The 14,378-nt window shown below is 54.6% G+C and carries 15 protein-coding genes and 1 tRNA gene; 5 read left to right on the top strand and 11 right to left on the bottom strand.

The annotated features are described in order from the left end of the window. Positions 1–25: 25 nt before the first annotated feature. From CRO87_RS08655 to CRO87_RS08625, 7 genes are all read right to left on the bottom strand, one after another. Positions 26–541, bottom strand: a complete 516-nt coding sequence (locus CRO87_RS08655) for a GNAT family N-acetyltransferase (RefSeq protein ID WP_097162533.1) — start codon at positions 539–541, stop codon at positions 26–28. A 41-nt stretch (positions 542–582) separates the two neighbouring features. Further along, positions 583–2,874 carry a phosphatidylglycerol--membrane-oligosaccharide glycerophosphotransferase gene (opgB, locus tag CRO87_RS08650; RefSeq protein ID WP_097162532.1) on the bottom strand — a complete coding sequence of 764 codons (2,292 nt, stop codon included), beginning with the start codon at positions 2,872–2,874 and terminating at the stop codon, positions 583–585. A 185-nt stretch (positions 2,875–3,059) separates the two neighbouring features. Further along, entirely contained in the window at positions 3,060–3,557 is a 498-nt protein-coding gene (locus tag CRO87_RS08645; protein ID WP_097162531.1) for a DUF2501 domain-containing protein, read from the bottom strand. Positions 3,558–3,618: 61 nt separating this feature from the next. Beyond that, complete coding sequence (gene dnaC / locus CRO87_RS08640) at positions 3,619–4,356, bottom strand: DNA replication protein DnaC (protein ID WP_097162530.1); 738 nt, start codon at positions 4,354–4,356, stop codon at positions 3,619–3,621. Between the two features lie 2 nt (positions 4,357–4,358). After that, positions 4,359–4,898, bottom strand: a complete 540-nt coding sequence (gene dnaT / locus CRO87_RS08635) for a primosomal protein DnaT (protein ID WP_097162529.1) — start codon at positions 4,896–4,898, stop codon at positions 4,359–4,361. A 90-nt stretch (positions 4,899–4,988) separates the two neighbouring features. Next, positions 4,989–5,462, bottom strand: coding sequence for a threonine/serine exporter (locus CRO87_RS08630; protein ID WP_097162528.1), 474 nt, complete (start codon positions 5,460–5,462; stop codon positions 4,989–4,991). Continuing rightward, entirely contained in the window at positions 5,453–6,229 is a 777-nt protein-coding gene (locus tag CRO87_RS08625) for a threonine/serine exporter ThrE family protein (RefSeq protein WP_097162527.1), read from the bottom strand. The genes CRO87_RS08630 and CRO87_RS08625 overlap by 10 nt, the downstream gene beginning before the upstream one ends. A gap of 272 nt (positions 6,230–6,501) precedes the next feature. Here CRO87_RS08625 and pobA point away from each other — a divergent pair, with 272 nt between their 5' ends. The 3 genes from pobA to CRO87_RS08610 all read left to right on the top strand — a co-directional run bounded on the left by pobA (position 6,502) and on the right by CRO87_RS08610 (position 9,553). Then, positions 6,502–7,686: a 4-hydroxybenzoate 3-monooxygenase gene (gene pobA / locus CRO87_RS08620; RefSeq protein ID WP_097162526.1), complete on the top strand. Its 1,185-nt coding sequence runs from the start codon at positions 6,502–6,504 to the stop codon at positions 7,684–7,686. A gap of 22 nt (positions 7,687–7,708) precedes the next feature. Further along, positions 7,709–8,590 carry a helix-turn-helix domain-containing protein gene (locus CRO87_RS08615; RefSeq protein ID WP_097162525.1) on the top strand — a complete coding sequence of 294 codons (882 nt, stop codon included), beginning with the start codon at positions 7,709–7,711 and terminating at the stop codon, positions 8,588–8,590. Positions 8,591–8,911: 321 nt separating this feature from the next. Next, positions 8,912–9,553, top strand: a complete 642-nt coding sequence (locus tag CRO87_RS08610) for a LuxR C-terminal-related transcriptional regulator (protein ID WP_097162524.1) — start codon at positions 8,912–8,914, stop codon at positions 9,551–9,553. A 2-nt stretch (positions 9,554–9,555) separates the two neighbouring features. Here the strand turns inward: CRO87_RS08610 and CRO87_RS08605 are convergent, their stop codons facing one another. After that, on the bottom strand, positions 9,556–10,014 hold the full coding sequence (locus CRO87_RS08605; RefSeq protein WP_097162523.1) for a YbaK/EbsC family protein: 459 nt from the start codon (positions 10,012–10,014) through the stop codon (positions 9,556–9,558). Between the two features lie 342 nt (positions 10,015–10,356). On the opposite strand from CRO87_RS08605, the gene CRO87_RS08600 reads away from it, so the two are divergent. After that, positions 10,357–11,700: a PTS sugar transporter subunit IIC gene (locus CRO87_RS08600; protein WP_097162522.1), complete on the top strand. Its 1,344-nt coding sequence runs from the start codon at positions 10,357–10,359 to the stop codon at positions 11,698–11,700. 66 nt (positions 11,701–11,766) lie between these two features. Here the strand turns inward: CRO87_RS08600 and fhuF are convergent, their stop codons facing one another. After that, on the bottom strand, positions 11,767–12,555 hold the full coding sequence (gene fhuF / locus CRO87_RS08595; RefSeq protein WP_097162521.1) for a siderophore-iron reductase FhuF: 789 nt from the start codon (positions 12,553–12,555) through the stop codon (positions 11,767–11,769). 105 nt (positions 12,556–12,660) lie between these two features. Then, on the bottom strand, positions 12,661–13,725 hold the full coding sequence (locus CRO87_RS08590; protein ID WP_097162520.1) for a GGDEF domain-containing protein: 1,065 nt from the start codon (positions 13,723–13,725) through the stop codon (positions 12,661–12,663). A gap of 254 nt (positions 13,726–13,979) precedes the next feature. Here CRO87_RS08590 and CRO87_RS08585 point away from each other — a divergent pair, with 254 nt between their 5' ends. Beyond that, positions 13,980–14,219, top strand: coding sequence for a DUF1435 domain-containing protein (locus tag CRO87_RS08585; protein WP_097162519.1), 240 nt, complete (start codon positions 13,980–13,982; stop codon positions 14,217–14,219). Positions 14,220–14,249: 30 nt separating this feature from the next. Here the strand turns inward: CRO87_RS08585 and CRO87_RS08580 are convergent. Next, a tRNA-Leu gene (locus CRO87_RS08580) sits at positions 14,250–14,335 on the bottom strand. Positions 14,336–14,378 lie beyond the last annotated feature (43 nt).

Raw genomic sequence — 14,378 nt, 5'->3', positions numbered from 1 at the left:
AACGAAGTGCCGCCTGGCAAAGACGTTATAAAATCTTGCGCATGGCGCAGCGAGTTTCTCGCTGCAGCCCATGCGCTGCTTCATTTTCCAGCTTCTGCCGTAAACCTGGTGTGAGCTGAGTTTCCTCAATGTTCTCAAATCCCAGACGGGCATAAAAAGGCGCATTCCACGGCACCCTTTTGAAGGTGGTCAGCGTCAGTGCCGGGTAACCTTCATCACGCGCTCGCTCTGCCAGAAAATGGATGAGCTGGCGGCCAATACCCTGATTTTGCGCATGCTGAGCGACAGAGAGCTCTGCGATATAGAGTGCGTTATCCAGCCGTTCCGCCAGTAAAAAGCCAACGGGAACCGTACCCTCCAGCGCAATGACACTCTTTCCTGTGCTCAGGAACTGACGGTGTTCTTCCTCACTGATAACGTCACCCTCAGCCAGCCAGGCCTGCTCGGGAAGAACGAGAAAAGCCTGCGCCGCAGCGCGTTCAATCGCAGGCAGCAAAGGCACGTCGGCAGTTTGTGTGGGGCGAATAATGATCGGTTTCATGTGTTCTGCCAAAAGAAAGGGGAGCCTGTGCTCCCCTGGGATTACCCTTCCGATTTCACCACTCTGATTTCCACCATCCCAATCCCCAACTGGCGCGGCGAGTGGCCGAGAATGTTGCCCTCGTTGGTGGTTTGCGGATCCGGCGGTGCAATGGTCAGCAGGTTGCTGCCCGTTGGGTTGTTGAAATGCAGCGTGGTGGTGGTGACGTCATTACCGAGCGTCAGCGTCTGCTCGCTGTCACCAACGCGAACCGGGATAGGCTTGTTGGCGTTCGGACCAAAAGCTTTGGCCGTAATCACAAGATCGAACTTCGGCGGCAGCGGCTCTTTGTATTCAATCTTCACCTCGTTGCCAAGCTGCGCGTTCGACCAGCGGCCCCAATTTTCCGGGCGTGAAATACCGCTGAACGTTTTAACCTCTTCCGGCGCGCCCGCCACGTTAAAGACAAAGCTGTCCGCTTTGTAGCGAATTTCGTTATCGACAATTTTCAGCGTGTCCACGTTGCCTTTGTAACGCTCCATATCGATTACCGTGTCCTTGAACGCGGCCTTGCCTTTCCACTGGGCTTTATCGACGTGCTGCACGGTTTGCTCGCCGCCAAGCTGGCCCTGGGAAACGCACCAGTCGGTAGAGAGCGCGAACGCCGGTGCCCACAGCTGGCCCATCTTGTAGCAGCGGTCAATCCACATGAAGTTGTCGCGCGGGGCGAAGTCGGCCAGCTGATAGCGCAGCGGGGCGGAGTATTCGCTTTCCGGCAGTGGCTCCACGCGGTTGTCGGACACCCGCAGCAGCAGCGGCAGGCGGAAGTGCGAGCCGGAGAAGGCAATCATCCCTTTCTGCTCGTCGATGGTGTAATCCTTGATGGCTTTCGGGAAGTTCCACAGGCGAATAATGTCCGGCTTCCAGGCCAGCACTTTCTCCTTCATGTTGAGGAACACTTCCGCCAGCGACTGGCCGGAGAGGCTGCTGCGGCCCAGGCCAATGTAGTTATCGCCGCCGAGAATATCGAGCACGGTCGCGCCGTTATCCATGGTGCTGCGCTTCACGGCCATCACTTCCTGCTGTGGCTTATCGCCGCGGATGACGAAGAACAGGTTGTTGCGATCCTGCTTGTTGAGGTAATCCCAGGCGGTGTTTTTCATCGCCAGGTGATCGGACGAGACCACGATCACTGTGTTTTTAAAGTATGGCGAGGCTTTGATCTTCTCAATCAGCGCCGCGATGTGCTCCTGAGAACAGCTGACCGCGCTGAATGACTGATTGGTTTTGCCGCCAATCTCATACTTTTTCCGATCGCAGGTGCGGGAAATAAAGCCGTCCGGGTGATGGGTGTCGACGGTCAGGGTAAACAGCGAGAAGCGCTGGCCTGATTCCGACAGCTGCTGGTACTTTTTCCACACTTCATCGAGCACGGTGTCGTCGTAGAAGCCCCAGTCATTGCGGTAGCTCGGGTCGGCGACCGTGGTTTTCAGCTCTTCGGCACCATAGAGATGATCGAACCCGTGAGATTGCAGGAAGACGTCCTTCCCGGCGAAGCGCAGGTTGGCGCCCTGCACAAAGTAGTTCTGATAGCCGGAGTTTTTCAGGATATCGCCGAGGCAGATATTCTGCGGGAAGAAGCTTGATACCGAGGCGGAGGCGTTGCCTTCAAACGGCGCAAACAGCGGAATGCCGCACTGCGAGGCAACCATGCCCGCGATGGTGTAGTCGGTGCCCGGCAGCTGCATTGTATGGCTGAAATCGATGCTGTCGTTTTTCTGCCTGCTTAGTTCAGGCGCCAGGTCCGGGAAGGCATCGTTGTCGAAATAGGTGCGCTCCAGGCTTTCACCGTAGATATAAACCAGGTTCAGTTTAGGATTCGGAATGGTTTTCGACGGCTCTTTGTAATAAGCCGCAAAATCCGGATCGCCGTCGCGGGACTGGGATTTCACCAGCTCGGTAATCTGGCGAAACGCCGGGCTAGCATCCACGGAGGCCAGCGCAAGCCCGAGGGCCAGCACGCTGTAGCCGAGGTGATAAGGGTGTTGACGGCGGCGGCGCAGTACCCAGCCGAGCCCGCCGAATACCAGCACCAGCGCTAACACCAGGCCAACGCCGGGCAGGATGTATTTGCCGATGCCCGCGCCGGTCAGGCTGTTGGTGAGCGTATAGAGCACGGCGTCGTTGATGCCGTCACCGGTGAAGTAATCACTTGCGTAGAGGGTCAGGTTCAGGACCACAAAAAGGCCAAGCACCGTCAGGGTGGAGGCAAACCACCAGGTATTTCGCCCCGCTTTCCATGCGTAAATTACGACAGAAGCGAGAAACAGAGCAATAGAGACAAGCTCAGACACAGCACATCCTCAGTCAGCCTGGTCATCCGATGACCAGATACTTAAATTTCGACCGTACACTGTAATTGCAGTGCAATATTGCTGCAATTGTAGCGTCATTAAAGTGTGCTGTGTTTCAGATTTGTATCAGAAGTGGATGATTTTTGACCCGCTCACGGCCAGGGTGCGCGGGTGTTTGTCGGCTGTCAGGAGAGGAAATTAACGCCTTGCTTGAGCACCAAATCGCAAGCCTTGGTTTTGACTTGTTTTCCTAAAGAGGTGTCGCCTAATGCACTCAGGTTCAGCTGCTGGCCATTCTGGGCGTTGAGCAGGCCCTGGATGCCGTCCATGTAGTTGGTGTCTGCTTTTTGCTCCGTCGCGGTGTTCAGGCCGAGCTTATCGAGAACCTGATTCTTCACGTTGTCGGCGTTGGTCACCGAGGTGAGCTTCTGTTTGGCGCAGTAGCTGAGAATACCCGCGGCGTTGTTCATGTTGTCGGCGCTCAGCCCTTTGCTGCCGCCGTTAAGCAGGCTGGTCAGCGAAGACATAGACATGCTGCCTGACGTGGAAGACGAGGAGCCTGAACCGCTCAACTCGCTGGCGGCGCTGGAAAGCGTGTCGCTCAGGGAGATGGCAAAGGTGCTGGCGGAGAGCAGAGCGCTGGAGAGCGCGGCAGTGCAAAGCAGACGTTTGGCAAGTTTCATAAGATTGACCTGGTTGAACGGAAACCCGGCCAGTATACCCCCGCCCGGGCTCAGATGATTCTTAATACTCTTTGCCGGTGACGCGGCTGCGGTAGCTGTCCCAGTTGAAAATCACCCACAGGCTGTTGCCAAGGCGCATTCTGTCCATCACGCGTTCGCCCAGCAGCTTGTTCATGTCATCCATGTTGCTGTTGGTGAGCATGCCGGTCGGGCGTTTGGAAGACGAACGCCTGTCGACAATCTGGTTGATGATCACTTTTTCGTAGCGGGATTCGGTCTGCACGCCAATCTCATCGATCACCAGCAGATCGACGTTACTCAGATCGTTCAGCAGCTGCTCTTCGGTGGTTTCCCGGTTATTGAAGGTGTCCTTCATGGCGGACATGATGTCGGCGACGGTGATGATCAGCACCGATTTGCCACGCAGCAGCAGCTCGTTACAGATGGCGGCAGCAAGGTGATTCTTCCCGGTGCCGGGCTTGCCGGAGAAGATGAAGCTGGCGATATTGCCATCGAATTCATCGACATACTGACGGGCCTTCGACAGGGCATTCATCTGCCCGTCGCTCTCGACGCGATAGTTATCAAAAGAGCAGTTCTGATGCAGCGGGCGAATGCCGGAGCGGTTGAAAGTGCGCTGCATCTTCATCGCCCGGTTTTCACGCTCCAGCGCCTCAGAGCGCAACTTCCCTTGCTCTTTTTGCCAGGCCAGCAGCTCTTCGCCCGTTTTGAATGCCGGTTCGATGTGTTTCGGCATCATTTTTTGCAGGCGCTGCATTAAATCGCCAACATTTTTCATCGTTAACCTCGAAAGCCCGGAGGAATTTGGTTGTCTGGCTCAGAGAGCGTGTTGAGATTGCGCCTTGGCTGTCCGCCGTTGCCCGCCCGACCAATTTGCAGGCTGCGCGCCAGCTTCTGCTGCCACTGTACGTGGTGGAACACTTTGCCTTCTGCCTGCCAGTAGGCGGTAAAGGAAGCGAGCTCCTCCGGCGTGACGGGCTGCGTGAGGGCGATGCCCCACAGCGCGGCCATGCGCTGGAAATCGGCATCCGGCTGCCAGTCGGCATACATGGCGAATTTGCCCATCGGCACCGCCACCGGCGCATTGACGGGCTCATCAAAAAACTGACCGTCGAGGGTGACGTCGCTGCCCGGACGAGACAGGCGAGCTTCCAGCGCCAGCAGCTGCTCCAGGCGTGCGGGCGAGATGGCATAAAACGCCGGGGCGTTATTGGCAAACACCGCGACGGCACCGCTTTCGGCATTGTTTAACACGCCGTCAGGATCGTGCAGAAAGGCATCAATCCCGATAACGCTGGAGGTCAGAATTCTGGAAGACATGGTTATTACTCAAACAGGACAACGACAGGCACACTATGGGCTGATAGTAGCACAGACCCGTGCCTGCGAGGAGAGTCCAGGGTCGCCTGCTTACACGCGAGGGCGTTTTCGATACAGCCACAGCCCCGGAATAGACAACCCCACAGAGAGCGCGCCGACAATCGACGTGGCTTTGAGGAAGTTCTCCAGCAGCATGACCATCAGCTCAGTGCTGTAGCCAAAGTGGCTGATTTTTACGGCGGAGATCATCGCTGTATAGGCTGAAATGCCGGGGAACATAGGTATCACCGCTGCGACGGTAAAAATTTTGGGATGCGCCAGATACCAGCGCGACCACTGAATACCGATGCAGCCGACCAGCATTGAGGCAATAAACGTCGCCCACTCAATGTTCATGCCCGTTTGCATAAAGATCATTCTGGAACCGTGGCCAATAGCGCCCAGCAGCGCACACCAGGCAAGCGCTCTGTGCGGCACGTTAAAGACCATCGCAAACCCCACGGCGGGAATGGCGGACAGCAGCATGTCCTGCATCAGCGCCAGCACAAAATCGACTATACCCATCCGCGCAGCCCCCACAGCGTCATTGCCATCACCACGCCGATACAGGTGGCGAGCGTCAGCAGGCTGGCGATGGCCCAGCGGGCAAGCCCGGTATTGATGTGCCCTTTAAACATGTCGGCGACGGCGTTGATCAGCGGAAAACCTGGCACCAGCAGCAGCACGCTGGCGGCCATCGCCACCGTGGAAGTTTGCTGGAAAAGCGGCAGGCGCAGCATCAGCCCGGAAACGGTCGTCGCCACAAAAGCGGTGATGCAGAAGTTGATTTGTGGATGCATGGAGCGGTGGGTCAGCACCTGGCGAATGTACATGGCGAGCGTGCTGGCGCAGAAAGTGATAAATGCCCCGTCCCAGCCGCCCTTATTGAGCTTGCAGAAGCAGGCGCAGGAGAGGCCGACCATGGTCACCACCAGCCAGCGCGGGTAGCGCAGCGGTTTGATTTGCGAGAAGCGTTTTTCAACGTCCCGGGCGTCGAGCAGCTTATGCTCCACCATGATGACGATGTGCTGCACCTCAGTCACCACGTGCATGTTGATACCACGGTCGTTGTTTTTACGGGTCGACGTGAGGCATTCGCCGTTTACAAGCGTGGTCAACACGATGGCGTTGGAGGAGATGGCGCTTTCCACGCTGTCCATACCCAGCGCCAGCCCCAGGCGCGTGGAGAGCTCTTCTACCAGTGCGCTTTCTGCGCCGTGCTGTAACAGCAGCAGCGCGCACTGAATGCATAACCTTGTGACTTTTCTTTGCTCGGTGCGATCGGCTTCCATAACTGCGGGTCTTGTTCACTCAACGTCAGGCCTGATCTCTGGTTTTACCTGAAGCCCACGTGGGCTATGGCCCGGCGAGATCAAACAATCTGCAAACCTCCGGCCGTCTGTGAGCGTTTTTTGAACTGCGCCACACTTTTGCAAGTTTGTTGAAAAGTGCAGGTTTTGCGCGATTTATGCCCTTCTTTTTCCCTGCTGGCTTATCAAAAATGCAATAAGACACTTTATTGATACAAAAAATAAACAAATAATTAACCACGCGGAGCGATGCCATGAAAACACAGGTTGCGATTATTGGGGCGGGGCCATCGGGCCTGCTGTTGGGCCAGCTGCTGCATAACGCCGGGATCGCGACGGTCATTCTTGAGCGCCAGACGCCAGACTACGTGCTGGGCCGCATCAGGGCGGGCATTCTGGAGAGCGGAACCGTCGATCTACTGCGCCAGGCGGGCGTTTCGCGGCGCATGGATGCTGAGGGCCTGGTTCATCATGGCGTGGAATTTCTGTTTGACGGCGTGCGCATCCCGGTGCCGCTGAGTGAGCTGACCGAAGGCAAAAGCGTGATGGTTTATGGCCAGACGGAAGTGACGCGGGATTTGATGGAGGCCCGCGCCAGCAGCGGGGCACCGATCATTTATGGCGTCAGCGACGTTCAGCTGCACGACATGAAAACGGATAAGCCCACCGTGACGTTTGTTAAAGACGGCGAAAGCTGTCGGCTGGAGTGTGATTTCATTGCCGGGTGCGACGGGTTTCATGGCGTCTCGCGGCAAAGCATTCCGAAATCGGTGCTTCGTGAATATGAGAGCGTCTGGCCGTTTGGCTGGCTGGGGTTGTTATCCGACACGCCGCCTGTGAATCCTGAGTTGATTTATGCGCATCACGAACGCGGGTTTGTGCTTTGTAGTCAGCGCTCACTAACCCGAAGCCGCTACTATCTGCAGGTGCCGCTGAGTGAGAGCGTGGACGCGTGGACGGATGAGCGCTTCTGGCAGGAGTTGAAATGCCGCCTGCCTGCGGAGCTGGCAAGTAAGTTAGTGACTGGTCACTCACTTGAGAAAAGCATTGCGCCGCTGCGCAGCTACGTGGTCGAGCCAATGCAGTACGGCAGGCTTTTTCTGGTGGGTGATGCCGCGCATATCGTGCCGCCAACGGGGGCAAAAGGGCTCAACCTTGCCGCGTCTGACGTGAACTACTTATGGCGCATTCTTTGCCAGTTCTACCATCACGGCCGAGAGGATTTACTCGCCAGCTATTCCGCGTTTGCGCTGAATCGGGTGTGGAAAGGCGAACGCTTCAGCTGGTTTATGACGCATCTGCTGCATGATTTTCACGACAAGAGTCCGTTTGATCGAAAAATGCAGGAGGCCGATCGCCGCTACTATCTGGGGTCGCGGGCTGGCCTGACGACAATTGCTGAGAACTACGTCGGCCTGCCGTATGAGGCCGTCCGCTGACCGACATTTAACAGGAGAAACCATGATGCAGCCCAGCCCGGTCCCGGTCTTCAAACTTTACGGCGAGCAGCGCGGCTGGCCGACGCCGGAGCTGCTGCATTGTGAATCCATCCATCAGCGCAGCAGCCTCTACGAGTGGCATATCCGCGTACATCAGCATGCGGAGTTAGTACAGCTGCTCTATCTGCACAAAGGGCAGGCGGAGATTGAGATTGAAGGCGAGCGGCAGGTGATCAAGGAGGCGAGTATTCAGGTCGTGCCTTCCCTGTGCGTTCACGGATTTCGTTTTTCTCCAGGTACTCAGGGTTACGTGCTGTCATTGGCCCTGCCGCTGCTGAGCCAGTTTGAAAGCCAGTTTGGCCGTCAGCTTGTCGTGCTCAGCAAGCCTTGCTGCATCAGCGTCAGGCATTCCCGGCCGCATATCCGTACGCTGTTTGCCACATTGCTTGAGGAGTATCAGCAGGACAACGATGCCCGTGAGTTAATGCTTCATGCCATGCTTGGCGCATTACTGGTGTGGCTGAATCGCCAGCGTCAGGACGCCTCTCTGACGGAAGATCGCGCAGAGCGCAGGCGGAAGGTGATGCAGCACTTTGCCCGGCACATTGAGGGGCATTACCGTGAACATCTTTCCGTGTCTGAATATGCGCGCGAGGTCGGTATTTCCGTGACGCAGTTAAATTATTTATGTCGCGAATTTCACAACTGCAATGCGTTGGGCGTGTTACATCACCGATTAATGCTTGAAGCAAGACGTAGTTTGCAATATACCAGCATGTCGATAACACAACTCTCTGATTATTTAGGCTTTAGCGACGCCACTTACTTTTCGCGGTTTTTCCGTCGCTATGCCGAAGTATCGCCAAAAACATTCAGAGAAAAAATGAATAAAGGAAATATATAACAATGATCTTTATTTAATGATGACCCGTCGGTGGCAATGAATATCAGGTTGTTGAAATATATATTTTTGCTGTGCTAATCTGTTTCTGGTTTTCCCGTTATTTATCTGCTTTATTCGGTTTTATATTTTTAAGTGCTTTTTGAATAAAATTCAAAATATGTTCTTCAAGGTGTTTAATCATTCCAGAAAATATTCCGGGAATGTTTAAATCAATCTTTATAAGTCCGCTATATTGCCAAAAAAGATCGACGAAACGGTATCTGCGGCAGCGTTCAGAGGGAAGTCGCTGAGTCACCTTGCGCCATGGAGAGAGGCTGATATATGAAGAGCTACGCCAATAACAGGCGTGTTGCCGTGGTTGAGAGTTGTGTCATGACGACGCTGGGTTTACAGCACCTGCTTTCTCTCTCCGGGGAGGCGGCCTGTACGCTTAAATGTTTCACGAACGACAAGGCATGGTTTTCGAAATGCGAGCATCCCCAATACGATATTGTCATCTATTCTATTGCAGGGAGCCGTTATTCACGCCAACAAAGCGCTTATTTTCTGTCCCGTCTGGCAGGGACACTGCCTGATGCAAAAAGGGTGCTGCTGGCGGATGACGAGAGGCAAGCCCGTTTCATCCGGCATCTTTTGCCTGTGGCGCTGCACGCCGTCATCTGTAAATCCACGCCAATTGAACAGCTTAGCGAACAGATTCATGCTTTGATGAATTGGGAGCGCCAGCCGATTCTGGCACAACCTGGGAGCGGGTATGGCCTGAGTCCCACCGAGCGCAAGATCCTTCAGTATATTGGCAGGGGATTTTCCACGCCTGAAATCGCGGCCAAAATGGCGCGCAATATCAAAACCATTCGCGCGCACAAATTTAATCTTATGAAAAAGTTGGATGTGAAAAGTGACGCCTGGCTGATTGATGCGGCAGATATATTGGGCTATCTGCCGTTACCGGCGGCGGAGTGAGGCTAAAGGCAAACGTCAATCCAGGTGGCGTCAGTCAGTTCGGCAAGCCTGCTGGGGGAGAGGCGAACCGCGCTGTGAATAGCGCCCGCAGCGGGGAGGACTTCATCAAAGCCCCGTAGCGAGACGTCGCAGTATACTGTGAGTGGGTTTTCAAGACCGAAAGGGCAGACGCCGCCGACCGGATGACCCGTCCAGGTGACGACTTCATCGCAGCTCAGCATCCGCGCTTTTGCGCCAAACACTGACTTCAGCTTTTTATTGTCCAGACGGGCGTCACCTCTGGCGACCACCAGAATGACTTCCTCTTTGACCTTTAATGAGAGCGTTTTGGCAATTTGCCCAGGGGCAACGTTATGGGCGGCTGCGGCCAGTGCCACGGTCGCAGTACTCTGATTTAGCTCTATAATCTCAATATCGGGGGCACGGTCAGCGAAAAATTCCCGCACGCTTTGCAGACTCATTGTTCTCTCCTGACATAAACCAAATCAATCTGGCACAGGCGAATTACGCTGTAAATAAGAGTATGCGTAATCCCTTCATTTCATAGATTTCACGATCCTCCTCACATTCACTGCAACCGGTTACAGTAACCGGTTGCAGGATCGACTGAAGCCGATTCATACTGCAAGCGTAACTTCCTCTGTATCACCAAAAAAAATAAGAGCCGTGTATGAAATGTAATGTTATCTGCTGTAAATCGGGCCAACCCCCCGGCGTGGTAGTGAACTCACAGTTCAGGATTGCACATCACGGCACACTAACCGTCGCTGTGCTTACGTCTATAGCCCGTCAGGAGAGCTGTTATGTCTGCTAACCATGCTGCGTTTAATCTGATATTCCGCTTTGTAGAAAACTACGTCAGTCCTGTTGCCGGGCGAATCTCGTCCCAGCGCCACGTGATGGCAATCCGCGATGGCTTTATCTCCGCGATGCCATTTATGATTGTCGGCTCCTTCCTGCTGGTCTTTGCCTATCCGCCGTTCTCGCCGGATACCACTTGGGGCTTCGCCCGCGCGTGGCTGGACATGGCGAAACAGTTTGAAGGCCGCATACTGACGCCGTTCGACATGACCATGGGCATTATGTCCATCTATATCTGTGCCGCCATTGCCTATAACCTCGGCAAGCATTACGAAAAGAGCGCTCAGCTCGATCCGTTTATGGCTTCTATGCTGTCGATCATGGCGTTCCTGCTGGTTGCGGCGCCGAAGACTGATGGCACGCTGCCGGTTCACAGCCTCGGCGGAACCGGTATTTTCACCGCCATTCTGGTTGCCGTGTACTGCGTCGAAATGATGCGCTTCCTGAAAGTGCGCAATATCGGTATTCGCCTGCCGGATCAGGTGCCACCGATGATCAAAAACTCCTTCGACCTGCTGATCCCGGTGCTGGTCGTGGTGCTGACGCTCTATCCGCTGAGCCTGTTTATTCAGAGCCAGTTCGACATGCTTATCCCTCAGGCAATCATGTCCATCTTTAAACCGCTGGTGTCCGCCGCAGACTCCCTGCCGGCCATTCTGCTGGCAGTGCTGATTGGTCACCTGCTGTGGTTCGCAGGCATCCACGGGGCGGCTATCGTCTCCGGTATGCTGCAGATGTTCTGGCTGACCAACCTTGGTCTGAACCAGACCGCGCTGGCGCAGGGTGCTCCGCTGCCGCACATCTTTATGGAAGCGTTTTGGACCTTCTTTATCGTTATCGGCGGTTCCGGTGCGACGATGGGCCTGGTGTTCTGTTACCTGCGCAGTAAGTCCGCGCACCTGCGCTCCATCGGCCGTCTGGGCGTGGTACCGAGCATCTTCAACATCAACGAACCTGTTATTTTCGGTACGCCGATCGTAATGAACCCGGTCTTCTTCATTCCGTTCCTGCTGGCACCGATGGTCAATGCCACCCTGGCCTGGGCGGCAATGAAGCTTGATCTGATTGGCCGCGTTATTTCCGTTGTGCCGTGGACGGCGCCTGCGCCTGTGGGTGCAGCCTGGGCGCTGGGCTGGGATTTCCGCGCGGTGATTCTGGTGGTGGTGCTGGCCTGCGTCTCTGCCGTCATTTACTTCCCGTTCTTCAAAGTCTATGAGAAGCAGCTGTTGGCGCAGGAGCAGGAAGAAGCGCAGCGTGCAGCCGAAGAGGCTGAACAGGCAGCGTAATTTGCTCTGAAACGAAAAAGCCCCGGTAGCGTGAAGTTACCGGGGCTTTTTGCTTATGGCAGACGGTTATTTCAGCGTGCAGTCACCGCACTGCTGTACGTCGGGCAGGCGATAGCGCTGGCAGCAGGTGCGGCGTACCAGCAGGCCGTCACGGAGCACAACGGTGCGCCACAGAGGGTTGTCACGCCCGTCAGAGAACTGTCTGGCAAAGAAAAGGTGCTGACGCAAATCGTTGACTTGCTCGTCCCCCAACAGCGGCTTCATCTCACCGAGATACCAGTTAATGAGGTAGCCCGTGTTGCTCCAGATAAGTTTGCCGTTGATCTCACCCGTGGCTTCCAGCGCATCGATGACAGGCATCAGCAGCTGCGTGACCAGGGTTTCCATTCTTAGCAAGGAAGAGTGCTGCGTCAGGGTGTGATCCTGAAGGACGTCGACCCAGAAACTGGCGGCGCGGCCCGTTTCATGAAACTCCACATGGAAATGTTCAGGTGACAAACTCAGCGCGCGCGTTTCAGTGAGCAGCGCCAGCATCAGCGGCGGCACCTGTAAACCGATATACCACTGTGCCCAAAGGGAGAGCAGCGGCTTATTCTCACGAGGCTGTTCAGGCTTATTACGATAGATATGATTGGAATAGCGTGCCAGCAGAGACGTCAGTTCGCTGCTGCGGGACCACTCTGCCAGCGTCATGGCGTGATGTGGGCGAGGCTCGTCCAGATGAATGAAATCCAGCAGGTGCGGGCGATGCTCCGCAAGGCTGTTGCGCAGCGATTCCGCCAGTACAGGCTGGCCACTGAAGAGCGGGGCTCGCCAGATAAGATCTTCAGTAATCGGTGCGGAACGATAAGCCATGGATGTGAACGGGATACAAATCTAAATGATAATGATTGCCAATCCTAGCCACAGGCGGAAGCAATCGCAACACATTTCATGCTTTTTACCGCTCAAAACCTGGCGTTACGCATCCTCTAACGCGGCGCTGGTCAGAATGTTATTGCGCCCCAGATGCTTAGCTTCATAGAGCGCCTTGTCGGCGAGTGACAGTGCGGTTTCAATATCTTCGTCGACCAGCGGGGCAAGCCCGATGCTAACGGTGACATTAGTCGCTACGCTGTGGTTAAACATATGAGGAATTTTCAGGTCGTAAACCCGCTGACGAATGCGCTCAGCGGTTTGTATTGCGCCTTCGGCAGTTGCCGAGGTCAGCAGCACCATAAATTCTTCACCGCCGAAGCGGGTCACAATATCTCTCGAACGAACGGCATTTCGAATGGCCGCTGAGACCTGAATCAGCGCCTGATCGCCCATCATATGGCCATAATGGTCGTTGTAGGCCTTGAAGTGATCGATATCGAGCAGCAGCACATAATGATCGCTGGTATCTAGCGTCATCAATGTCTCCAGCCGATTTTGCAAACCACGGCGGTTATAGAGGCCCGTGAGGGGATCGAGCATGCTGAGATCGGTCAGCGTCTGGCGTTCCTCGAGCAGCTTATACATCAACCCCTGGGCGAAGTTATCGTTACGTTTCTGAATGACGCTCTGGATGGCGATGCCGATCACCGGCAGGGCGAAACAGTAAACCATTCGCAGCCACTGGTCACCGTCACCGAGCACCAGGCAGGTGATAAGCACCGGCAACGAATGAAAAGTAAAGGCAATGATATTATTAGAAAAAGCAATTGCGCCCACGAAGAGTACGCTTAATAAAGCGATAACCAGATAGTTAAATTGCGGCTGGTGCATTAATGGCGATTTAATCGCAACGTGCCAGGCCCACAAGCAACCAAACAGAACGGAGATGACGGGGAGATTGATTTTTTTCTCCGTCCAGGCCCAATGGCCCAGCAGTAATCCGCTGCTGGTCAGGGTTATCAATGCCAGCGGTAAGGTTATTGCGGCGACGTGATACACCGGGCTCAGCATGGAAAACAGTGAAGAAGTTAAATTAAGAAATAAAAACAGCCGCAAAGAGAATTGATATTTTTTTATGCGGAGGGCACGCCAGGATTGTGATGTCATGTCAGGAAATCGTTATTTATTATGTGCTCAGAGAAAAAACAATCATCAGGAATGGCATATTTCACGCGGGAACGAATCGCGAGAATATATCAGGATCATTCATCTATTCGGATTTTTCGCACAATTTATCACCTTCCGGCAACACTGTCATCAGCGTGAAAGTAAAGAGAGGCTGCGTTTTCTGACACAAACTTGCAAATGATAAAAATTATCATATGATATTGGTTATCATTATCAAATTGAGAGCGTAAACCATGTTGCAACGAACGTTAGGCAGTGGGTGGGGCGTAATGATTCCGGGCGTTGTTTTGGCCGGGTTAGGTTTTGCGGGTCTGTCGGCTGATACCTGGCGAGGCCTGATTGCTTCAGGTCTGCTGCTTTCCTGCATCATGATCTGGCATCGTCAGTTGAGGCACTTTGTTTTACTGCCGTCGGCGTTTGCTTTGATCGGTGGAATGATGCTGGTGATGATGAATTTGAAGCTGATGGGATAGCAGGAATACAGGGAGAGGAGATAAGAATGCTGGTGCGAGGGGGGGGACTCGAACCCCCACATCCTAAGGACACTAACACCTGAAGCTAGCGCGTCTACCAATTCCGCCACCTTCGCACAGAAATCTTATCGTGATATTGCCCTCTTTGGTGCGAGGGGG

The sequence above is a fragment of the Enterobacter sp. CC120223-11 genome (assembly GCF_900215375.1).
Classification (GTDB): Bacteria; Pseudomonadota; Gammaproteobacteria; order Enterobacterales; family Enterobacteriaceae; genus Scandinavium.
Note: the sequence above shows the minus strand (reverse complement) of the source record. Positions and strands in the feature narration are given on the sequence as shown.

What these genes read in the sequence shown, in the direction of transcription:
- CRO87_RS08655 (WP_097162533.1), bottom strand. Translation starts at nt 541, where the DNA reads ATGAAACCGATCATTATTCGCCCCACACAAACTGCCGACGTGCCTTTG.
- CRO87_RS08645 (WP_097162531.1), bottom strand. Translation starts at nt 3,557, where the DNA reads ATGAAACTTGCCAAACGTCTGCTTTGCACTGCCGCGCTCTCCAGCGCT.
- dnaC (WP_097162530.1), bottom strand. Translation starts at nt 4,356, where the DNA reads ATGAAAAATGTTGGCGATTTAATGCAGCGCCTGCAAAAAATGATGCCG.
- dnaT (WP_097162529.1), bottom strand. Translation starts at nt 4,898, where the DNA reads ATGTCTTCCAGAATTCTGACCTCCAGCGTTATCGGGATTGATGCCTTT.
- CRO87_RS08630 (WP_097162528.1), bottom strand. Translation starts at nt 5,462, where the DNA reads ATGGGTATAGTCGATTTTGTGCTGGCGCTGATGCAGGACATGCTGCTG.
- CRO87_RS08625 (WP_097162527.1), bottom strand. Translation starts at nt 6,229, where the DNA reads ATGGAAGCCGATCGCACCGAGCAAAGAAAAGTCACAAGGTTATGCATT.
- pobA (WP_097162526.1), top strand. Translation starts at nt 6,502, where the DNA reads ATGAAAACACAGGTTGCGATTATTGGGGCGGGGCCATCGGGCCTGCTG.
- CRO87_RS08615 (WP_097162525.1), top strand. Translation starts at nt 7,709, where the DNA reads ATGATGCAGCCCAGCCCGGTCCCGGTCTTCAAACTTTACGGCGAGCAG.
- CRO87_RS08610 (WP_097162524.1), top strand. Translation starts at nt 8,912, where the DNA reads ATGAAGAGCTACGCCAATAACAGGCGTGTTGCCGTGGTTGAGAGTTGT.
- CRO87_RS08605 (WP_097162523.1), bottom strand. Translation starts at nt 10,014, where the DNA reads ATGAGTCTGCAAAGCGTGCGGGAATTTTTCGCTGACCGTGCCCCCGAT.
- CRO87_RS08600 (WP_097162522.1), top strand. Translation starts at nt 10,357, where the DNA reads ATGTCTGCTAACCATGCTGCGTTTAATCTGATATTCCGCTTTGTAGAA.
- fhuF (WP_097162521.1), bottom strand. Translation starts at nt 12,555, where the DNA reads ATGGCTTATCGTTCCGCACCGATTACTGAAGATCTTATCTGGCGAGCC.
- CRO87_RS08590 (WP_097162520.1), bottom strand. Translation starts at nt 13,725, where the DNA reads ATGACATCACAATCCTGGCGTGCCCTCCGCATAAAAAAATATCAATTC.
- CRO87_RS08585 (WP_097162519.1), top strand. Translation starts at nt 13,980, where the DNA reads ATGTTGCAACGAACGTTAGGCAGTGGGTGGGGCGTAATGATTCCGGGC.